Annotated in this window: 9 protein-coding genes; 3 read left to right on the forward strand and 6 right to left on the reverse strand. The window is 70.8% G+C overall.

All coding sequences use genetic code 11. From position 1 onward, the window contains the following. The 4 genes from ptsP to ACYVE7_RS22740 all read right to left on the reverse strand — a co-directional run. Positions 1–1,598 (reverse strand): phosphoenolpyruvate--protein phosphotransferase (gene ptsP, locus ACYVE7_RS22725; RefSeq protein ID WP_460367025.1); only part of this gene is annotated, 1,598 nt, incomplete at its 3' end. Beyond that, complete coding sequence (locus ACYVE7_RS22730) at positions 1,591–1,854, reverse strand: HPr family phosphocarrier protein (protein WP_460367026.1); 264 nt, start codon at positions 1,852–1,854, stop codon at positions 1,591–1,593. The genes ACYVE7_RS22730 and ptsP, both read right to left, overlap by 8 nt. Continuing rightward, complete coding sequence (locus tag ACYVE7_RS22735) at positions 1,847–2,296, reverse strand: PTS sugar transporter subunit IIA (RefSeq protein ID WP_460367027.1); 450 nt, start codon at positions 2,294–2,296, stop codon at positions 1,847–1,849. Before ACYVE7_RS22735 ends, ACYVE7_RS22730 begins: the two co-directional genes overlap by 8 nt. Before the next feature lie 2 nt (positions 2,297–2,298). Next, complete coding sequence (locus ACYVE7_RS22740; RefSeq protein WP_460367028.1) at positions 2,299–2,529, reverse strand: glucose PTS transporter subunit EIIB; 231 nt, start codon at positions 2,527–2,529, stop codon at positions 2,299–2,301. 160 nt (positions 2,530–2,689) lie between these two features. On the opposite strand from ACYVE7_RS22740, the gene ACYVE7_RS22745 reads away from it, so the two are divergent. The 3 genes from ACYVE7_RS22745 to ACYVE7_RS22755 all read left to right on the forward strand — a co-directional run bounded on the left by ACYVE7_RS22745 (position 2,690) and on the right by ACYVE7_RS22755 (position 5,090). Continuing rightward, positions 2,690–3,424, forward strand: coding sequence for a GntR family transcriptional regulator (locus tag ACYVE7_RS22745; protein ID WP_460367029.1), 735 nt, complete (start codon positions 2,690–2,692; stop codon positions 3,422–3,424). A 40-nt stretch (positions 3,425–3,464) separates the two neighbouring features. Continuing rightward, positions 3,465–4,571: a PTS transporter subunit EIIC gene (locus ACYVE7_RS22750; protein WP_460367030.1), complete on the forward strand. Its 1,107-nt coding sequence runs from the start codon at positions 3,465–3,467 to the stop codon at positions 4,569–4,571. A 63-nt stretch (positions 4,572–4,634) separates the two neighbouring features. Beyond that, positions 4,635–5,090, forward strand: a complete 456-nt coding sequence (locus ACYVE7_RS22755; protein WP_460367031.1) for an Rv3235 family protein — start codon at positions 4,635–4,637, stop codon at positions 5,088–5,090. Between the two features lie 81 nt (positions 5,091–5,171). Here ACYVE7_RS22755 and secA read toward each other — a convergent pair whose 3' ends face one another. Together secA and ACYVE7_RS22765 are read right to left on the reverse strand one after the other, a co-directional pair. Beyond that, positions 5,172–7,913, reverse strand: coding sequence for a preprotein translocase subunit SecA (gene secA / locus ACYVE7_RS22760; protein WP_460367032.1), 2,742 nt, complete (start codon positions 7,911–7,913; stop codon positions 5,172–5,174). Between the two features lie 214 nt (positions 7,914–8,127). Next, positions 8,128–9,103 (reverse strand): DUF58 domain-containing protein (locus ACYVE7_RS22765; protein WP_460367033.1); only part of this gene is annotated, 976 nt, incomplete at its 5' end.

Raw genomic sequence — 9,103 nt, forward strand, 5'->3', positions numbered from 1 at the left:
CGGCGGGCGGCCGCGGCGGCGGACTGGCATTCGGTGAGGGTGTGGGCGGCCAGGGCCGCGCGGACCAGCGGGAGCGAGGGGGCGCTCATCGACAGGGATGTGACGCCCAGGCCCGCCAGGACGCAGGCCATGATCGGGTCGGCGGCGGCCTCGCCGCAGACGCCGCAGCCCTTGCCCGAGGCGCGGGCCGCTTCGGTCGCGATGGCCATGAGGTCCAGGAGGGCCGGACGCCACGGGTCCTGGAGGCGGGTCAGGCTCGAGACCTGACGGTCGACGGCGAAAACGTACTGGGCCAGGTCGTTGGTGCCCAGACTGAAGAAATCGACCTCTTCGGCGATGTCACGGGCGCGGATCGCGGCCGCCGGAACCTCGATCATGATCCCGGCGTGGGTGAGGCCAGCGTCACGGCAGGCGACGGTGAAGAAACGCGCCTCCTCCGCGTCGGTCACCATGGGCGCCATGACGCGCAGCCGTCCCGGAAGCCCCTCCGCGGCCTTCGCCAGCGCGCCGAGCTGGGCCCGGAGCACCGAGGGGTGGCGGCGCAGCAGCCGCAGGCCCCGTTCGCCGAGCGCCGGATTGGGTTCGACCGCGGCGGGAGGCAGGAACGACAGCGGCTTGTCGGCGCCCGCGTCCAGGACCCGGACGACCACGCGCGGGAACGCCTCCAGGACCTGGCGGTAGGCGTGGATCTGCTCGGCCTCCGTCGGCGGGACGTCCTCGTCGATGAACAGATACTCGCTGCGATACAGACCGACGCCCTCCGCACCGCTGGCGAGGGCCGCCGGGATGTCCTTGGGGCCGCCGATGTTCGCCAGCAGCGGGACGGGATGACCGTCCTTGGTGCCGCCGGGCCCCGTCGCGCTGCCGACGGCCTCGGCGCGGGCCAGCGCCGCCGCCCGCGCCCGGGCGACCTGCTCGTCGGCCGGATCGACGATCACCCGCCCCGACGCGCCGTCCACCAGGACATGGGCGCCGTCGGGCAGGTCCAGCACACCGGGGCAGGAGACGATCGCGGGGATGCCCATCGCCCGCGCCAGGATCGCGGTGTGGCCGATCGGGCCGCCCTCCTCCGTGACGAAGGCGACGACCCGTTCCGGATCCAGCAGCGCCAGATCGGCGGGCGCCAGATCCTGGCAGACCAGGACGTAAGGCTCGTCGGCGTCGGGCATCCCCGGCACCGCGACGGCCATCAGCCGGGCGACGGTCCGGTCCCTGACGTCGTCGAGGTCCGCGACGCGCGCCGACAGGTAGCCGCCCGCCCCCGCCAGCAGATCCCGGAAGAACCCGAACGACTCGTACACGGCGCGCTCGGCCGTCAGCCCCGCCGACACCCCGACGGTGACCTCGCCGGCCAGATCGGGGTCGCGGGCCATCAGGGCCTGCGCGGTGAGGATGTCGCGGGCGTCGCCCGAGGCCACACCGGCGCGGGACTCCAGCTCCCGGCCGACCTCCTCGAGCGCGGCCAGCGCCCGTCCCGCCTCGGCGACGCGGTCGCCGCGGAACGGCACGGCGGGGGGTTCGGGAACGTCACCGCTCACCACCCGGACGGGGCCGACGCCCACGCCCGGGCTCACCCCGGTGCCGAGCAGCTCACGCATCCGGCTCCGCAATGACCCGGACCAGCGCGTCGAGGATCTCCTCGGCGCCCTCGCCCTCGGCCCTCAACCGGAGCTGCTCGCCGTGCCGGGCGTCGAGCGCCAGGACGGCCAGGATGCTCTTGGCGTTGACGGGGTCGCCGGTGAACCGTCCGATCGTGACGTCCATCGGCGCCTTCGCGGCGGTCTTGACGAGCTCCGCGGCCGGCCTGGAGTGCAGGCCCACCGCCGATTCGACCTTCACCTGACGCTCAGCCATGATCCTCCTTCGGAAATGAATTGTTCCAGACGAACAAGGGGTCGCCCGCCTGGACCGTTCCTGTTGCGGCGTCCAGGATCGCGGCGGCCTCGAGGGCGATGACGGGGCAGAGCGGGGAGAGCCCGCCCAGTTCGGCCAGGTCCCAGCGGGTGACGGGTTCGCCGCGCTCGATCCGGTCGCCTTTGCTCCGCAGCCGTGTGTAGCCGCGGCCGCGGAGCCCGACGGTGTCGATGCCCAGATGGACGAGGACCGCACGTCCCCGGTCGTCCAGGATGGCGAAGGCGTGTGAACGGGAGGTGATCAATGTGCCGGAGACGGGTGCGCAGGCGATGATCTCTCGCTGCGCGGCGGGGGCGATGGCGACGCCGGGGCCGAGCATCGCGAACGCCGGATCGGGGACGTCGGCCAGCGGTAGGACGGTCCCTGCGAGCGGCGCGTACACGTTCAGAGCAGGCTCTTGATCTTCGTGGCGAGGGTGTCGGCGTCGAGGCCGAGGACGACCTGCACGGTCCGTCCTGACTTGAGCACGCCGTGGGCGCCGGCCCGTTTGAGCGCGGACGCGTCGACGAGCCCGCCGTCGCGCACCTCGGTGCGCAGCCGGGTCATGCAGGCCTCGAGGTCGACGACGTTCGTCTTCCCGCCGAGCCCTGCGAGGATCGTCTCCGCCCTGCTCACGGTCTCCTCCGGGGATCTTGGCTTCCCAGATTAGCGGGCCGCGGGCACTGCTCCGCCGCCCGCTCTTGACAGCCCGGTCTAGCCCGGACTAGACCGGTACGAACCATACCCTTGTGATACCAATACCCGATAGCCCCCGAGCCACGTGAGGTAGCCCGCATTGACCGCGATCGACGCGTCCAGCCCGGTGCCCAAGTACGTCCAGCTCCGCGGGCTGCTGCTGGACCTGATCGACGACGCCGGGCTCCAGGTGGACGCGCCCATGCCGTCCGAACGTGATCTCTGCCTGCGGTACGCGCTGTCCCGGATGACGGTCCGCCAGGCCGTCGACCAGCTCGTCTCCGAGGGACGGCTGTACCGGGTGCCGGGCAAGGGCACCTTCGTGGCCCGGCCCAAGATCGACATGCCGTTGCGGCTGTCGTCGTCGTTCACCGCGGAGATGCGGTCGCGGGGGCTCACCCCCGGCGCGATCGACCTGGGCCACCGCACCGTCCCCGCCACCGGGCACATCGCGCGCGGGCTCAACCTGACGCAGGGCGCCTACGTGCACGTCCTGGAGCGGCTGCGGACCGCCGACGGCGCGCCGATGGCGATCGAACGCTGCCACATCCCGGCGGCGCTCGCCCCCGGCCTGCTCGACGTCCGGCTGGCGGGCCAGTCGCTGTACTCGGTGCTGGAACGGACCTACGGGCTCACCTTCGACTCCGGTGACCAGACCGTCGAAGCCGCCATCGCCACCCCCCTGGACACCGAACTGCTCGACCTGCCCGCCGGGAGCGCCGTGCTGCTGCTGCGCCGCCGCTCCTACAAGGCGGCCGTCTGCGCGGAGCTCACCGAATCCACCTACCGGGCCGACCGCTACCAGCTCCACACCTCCCTCGAACACCGCCGCTAAGAACGAGCGCGCCGCACGCGGAGCTGACAGAGTCGACCTTGTGGAGGCGGTGGTCAGCGGGTTGCAGCGGCTCGGGCGGAGCCTGATGACGCCCGTCTCGGTGCTGCCCGTCGCGGTGCTGCTGCTCCGGCTCGGCCAGGACGACCTGCTCGGCGTCCCGGTGCTGGAGGCGGCCGGACGCGGGCTGTTCGACGCGCTGCCGCTGCTGTTCGCGCTAGGCGTCGCGATCGGCTTCGCCCGCAGGGCCGACGGGACGACCGCCCTGGCCGCCGTCGTCGGCTATCTGGTGTTCGACGCCGTCTCCCGGCGGCTCGGGGCCGGTGATCCGAACCCGGCGGGGATCTTCGGCGGGATGGCCGTCGGCCTCGTCGCGGCGGTGCTGTTCGAACGGTTCCACGCGCTGGAGCTGCCGTCGTGGCTGGCGTTCTTCGGCGGGAAACGCTTCGTGCCGTTCGCGACGGCGTTCGCCGGGCTCGTCCTCGGAATCCTGGCCGGGTGGCTGGTGCCGCCGCTGATCCGCGCGATGAGCTCGTGGCCGGATTTCGGCTGGCCGTTCGCGGGGCTGTACGGGCTGGTCAACCGGGCGCTGCTCCCGATCGGGCTGCACCATCTGCCGAACGCCGTCGTCTGGTTCGGTTCCGGCACCTATGACGGGGTCCACGGCGAGATCCCCCGCTACTTCGCCGGCGACCCCGACGCGGGCGGCTATCTCGCCGGGTTCTTCCCGGTGCTGATGTTCGGGCTGCCGGGCGCGGCGCTGGCGATGTGGCGGTGCGCGCGGCCCGAGCAGCGCCGGAAGGTCGGCGCGCTGATGGGGGCGGCGGCGCTGGCCAGCTTTATGACGGGGGTGTCGGAGCCGATCGAGTTCGCGTTCGTGTTCGCCGCGCCCGCGCTCTACGTCGTCCACAGCCTGTTGACGGCCGTCTCGCTCGCCCTCCTGGACGCCCTCGGCGCGCAGCTCGGCTTCGGGTTCTCGGCCGGGCTGATCGACCTCGCGCTCAACGCCTCCGCACCGAACTCCCAGAGGGTCGGCCTGATCCTCGCGGTCGGCGCCGGCTACTTCGCCCTCTACTACGTGATCTTCCGGACGTTGATCCTCCGGTTCGATCTGAAGACCCCCGGCCGCACCCCACCCGAGGAAGACTGACCCCAGAGGTATCAAAGCCGTTCGGTGGCCCTCTTGTAGGCAGGTTCTACGAGAGGAGGCCGCATGACGCGGTCACGGCTGGTCCGGCTGGTCTCGTCCGACGAGGTCCAGGCCGATCTGGAGATCGTCCCCCGCACCAACGGGTCGCTCGCGCTCGCTCCCCGCACACGGGAGGGCGCGCCGCCGGGCCCGCCCGACGATCTGCTCGCCTCGACCGCCGACCGGGTGATCTGGGTGGCCGCCGAGGTGTTCGCGGGCCGGCGGGCCTTCCACCAGCTCGCGAAACTGTCGACGGCCGAGCTCGCCGAGGTCCTGAAACGGCAGCGGCAGCCCGCGATCCCCACCCGTCCGGGACCGCCGCGGATCCGGCACCGGCGGATCCAGCTGCCGTCCGACGGGATCGCCGAGATCACCGCGACGGTCGTGATGGGCGACCGGATCCAGCCGATCGCCGTCCGGCTGGTCCTGCTCAGGGGCCGCTGGCGCTGCGCCGCCCTGGAGACCGCGATCCCCACCTGAGGAACGGCGAAGGCCGCCGCCCCGGAACGGGACGGCGGCCTTCACCATCAAGATCAAGCCATCAAGATCAAGCCAGGAAGATCAGGAACCGCCGTGGCAGCGCTTGAACTTCTTGCCCGAGCCGCAGGGGCACGGGTCGTTGCGGGACACGCCCTCGTACTTGTCGGAGCCCTCGGAGTGGGTCTCGACGCCGCCGTCCTCGGCCGGGCCCGAGTAGTCGAGCTTGCCGGTGTCGGGCTTCTCGCCGATGGCCGTGCCGGAGACCGTCTTCGGCGCGACGCCGACCTTGGCCGCGGGCTGCTCCTCGACCTCGACTTCGAGGTGGTAGAGGTAGCCGACCGACTCCTCCTTGATCGCCTCCATCATGGTGGCGAACATGTCGTAGCCCTCGCGCTGGTACTCCACCAGGGGGTCGCGCTGCGCCATCGCGCGCAGGCCGATGCCCTCCTGGAGGTAGTCCATCTCGTACAGGTGCTCGCGCCACTTGCGGTCGAGGACGGTGAGGATGACGCGCCGCTCGAGCTCGCGCATGACCTCTTCGCCGAGGGTCGCCTCACGCTTGTCGTAGGCGGCCTGGGCGTCCTCGCGGATCCGGTCGGCGAGGGTCTCGGCGTCGAGCTTGTCGACGTCGCCGCCGACCTCCTCGATCACCTCGTCCGAGGTCAGGGTGATCGGGTAGAGCTGCTTGAACGCCTTCCACAGGGTGTCGAGGTCCCACTCCTCGGCGAAGCCCTCGGCGGTGGCGCCGGCGACATAGCCGTCGACGACCTCGTCGATCATGCGGCGGATCTGCTCGTGCAGGTCGGCGCCCTCGAGGACCCGGCGGCGCTCGGCGTAGATCACCTGACGCTGGCGGTTGAGGACCTCGTCGTACTTGAGGACGTTCTTGCGGATCTCGAAGTTCTGCTGCTCGACCTGGTGCTGAGCCGACTTGATCGCCGAGGAGACGATCTTCGCCTCGATGGGCTGGTCGTCCGGGATGTTGAGCCGCGTCATGATCGACTCGACGCGCGCGGAGTTGAACAGCCGCATCAGGTCGTCCTCGAGGGACAGGTAGAAGCGGGACTCGCCCGGGTCGCCCTGACGGCCGGAGCGACCGCGGAGCTGGTTGTCGATACGGCGCGACTCGTGCCGCTCGGTGCCCAGCACGTACAGGCCACCGGCCTCGACGACGACCTCGTGCTCGCCCTTGACCGAGTCCTTGGCCTTCTCCAGGGCGGCGGGCCAGGCGGCCTCGTACTCCTCCGGAGTCTCCAGCGGGGACAGGCCGCGGGCGTGCAGGTCGAGGTCGGCCTGGAACTCGGGGTTGCCGCCCAGCATGATGTCGGTGCCACGGCCGGCCATGTTGGTGGCGACCGTCACGGCGCCCTTCCGCCCGGCCTGGGCGACGATCTCGGATTCCTTCTCGTGCTGCTTGGCGTTGAGTACCTCGTGCGGGATGCCCCGGCGCTTGAGCAGCTTGCTCAGACGCTCGGACTTCTCGACGGAGGTCGTGCCGACCAGGACGGGCTGGCCCTTCTCGTGCCGCTCGGCGATGTCGTCGACCACGGCGTCGAACTTGGCCTGCTCGGTCTTGTAGACGACGTCCGCGACGTCCTCGCGGAGCGCGGGCCGGTTCGTCGGGATCGGGATCACGCCGAGCTTGTAGATCTTGTTGAACTCCGACGCCTCGGTCTGCGCCGTACCGGTCATGCCGCCGATCTTGTCGTACAGGCGGAAGTAGTTCTGGAGGGTGATCGTGGCGAGCGTCTGGTTCTCGTCCTTGATCGTCACACCTTCCTTGGCCTCGATGGCCTGGTGCATGCCCTCGTTGTAGCGGCGGCCCGACAGGATGCGGCCGGTGAACTCGTCGACGATCAGGACCTCGCCGTGCTGCACGACGTAGTCCTTGTCGCGCTTGTACAGCTCCTTGGCCTTGAGGGCGTTGTTCAGGAAGCCGACCAGCGGGGTGTTGACCGAGTCGTACAGGTTGTCGATGCCGAGCCAGTCCTCGACCTTCTCGACACCGGACTCCAGGATGCCGACGGTGCGCTTCTTCTCGTCGACCTGGTAGTCGCCGTCGTCGGCCTCCTTGTCGGAAGCCTTCTTCAGCCGGGGGACGATCTTGGCGAACTCGGCGAACCACTTGGAGTTCTGGTCGCCGGGGCCCGAGATGATCAGCGGGGTGCGGGCCTCGTCGATGAGGATCGAGTCGACCTCGTCCACGATCGAGAAGTAGTGGCCGCGCTGCACGCACTCGTCCAGCGACCACGCCATGTTGTCGCGCAGGTAGTCGAAGCCGAACTCGTTGTTCGTGCCGTAGGTGATGTCGGCGTTGTAGGCCTTGCGGCGCTCCTCGGGAGCCATGTTGCCGAGGATCACACCGACCTCGAGGCCGAGGAACTGGTGCACACGGCCCATCCACTCGGCGTCGCGCTTGGCCAGGTAGTCGTTGACCGTGACCACGTGGACGCCCTTGCCGGCGAGCGCGTTGAGGTAGGCGGGCAGCACGCAGGTCAGGGTCTTGCCCTCACCGGTGCGCATCTCCGCGATGTTCCCCAAGTGCAGTGCGGCGCCGCCCATGACCTGCACATCGAAGTGCCGCTGGCCGAGGACGCGCTTGGCGGCCTCACGTGCCGTGGCGAACGCCTCGGGAAGCAGATCGTCGAGCTTCTCACCGTCGGCGAGGCGCTCACGGTACTTGTCCGTCAGCTCCCGCAGCTCCGCGTCGCTCATCTCGGTGAAGTCCTCTTCAATGGAATTCACCTGAGCAGCGATCCGCTTGAGCTTGCGCAGGACCTTGCCTTCGCCCGCGCGAAGGATCTTGTCGATTACAGCTGGCACTCTCGGAAGCTCCTTGCAGATCGGATAGCCGCACAGTGGTGATGGGGCCCACTGTCGCGCATACCACTCGTAGCCCATCCATCCTAGGTGAGGTCAAGGATGGTGCAGCTCACCCTCGCGCGCAATTCGCGGCCGCATTCAGCGTCTCAACGCAGACCCGGGCCGTTCGGTTCCCCGCCGGGCCGCAGGGAGAGCCGCCCGGAAGATCACCTGGTCAGAGTCGTCCGGCGGCCTTGAGGGCCAGGTAGGCGTCGGCGAGGGCGGGGGCGAGCTGGTCGGGCGGGGCGTCGACGACCTCGACTCCGTGGGAGCGGAGTTCGGCGGTGAGGCGGCGGCGGTCGCCGCGCGCCCGTTCGGCGGCGGCCGCGTCGTAGACGGCCGCGAGGTCGCCTCTGGCGGCGGCCATCTCCTCGACGCGCGGATCCGCCACGGCCGCGATCATGACCAGGTGCTTGGCCGTGAGCTGCGGCAGCAGCGGCAGCAGGCCCTCCTCCAGGGCGGCGGTGTTCAGCTCCGTCAGCAGGACGACGAGACTGCGCTGCCTGGTCCTGGTCAGCAGCGAGGAGACCATTCCGGCGGCGTCCGACTCGATCAGCGCGGGATCGAGCGGGGCCATCGCCCGGACCATCGCGGGCAGCAGACCCGTCCGCGACATGCCCTCGACCCGCGCCCTGACCTCCCGGTCGTAGGCGAGCAGATCGACCCGGTCGCCCGCGCGGGAGGCCAGGGCGGCCAGCAGCAGGGCGGCGTCCATGGAGCAGTCGAGGCGCGGGATGTCGCCGACGCGCCCCGCCGAGGTGCGGCCCGTGTCGAGGATCAGGAAGATCCGCCGGTCCCGTTCGGGCCGCCACGTCCTGACCACGACGTCGCCGCGGCGTGCCGTGGCCCGCCAGTCGATCGACCGGACGTCGTCGCCGTGCACGTACTCGCGGAGCGAGTCGAACTCGGTGCCCTGCCCGCGGATCAGGGCCACGTGCTGCCCGGTCAGCTCCCGGAGCTTGCGCAGTTTGGCCGGAAGATGCCGCCGCGACGGGAACTCGGGCAGCACCCGCACCGTCCACGGCGCGGGCCGGGAGAGCTGCCGTGCCGCCAGCCCCAGCGGGCCGGTCGAGCGGATCGTGACGGTCACCGCCGAGCGGTCGCCCCGCCGGGTGGGGGTCAGAGTCAGGTCGAGCCGCCGCCGCTCCCCC

This window comes from Actinocorallia lasiicapitis (genome assembly GCF_054778695.1).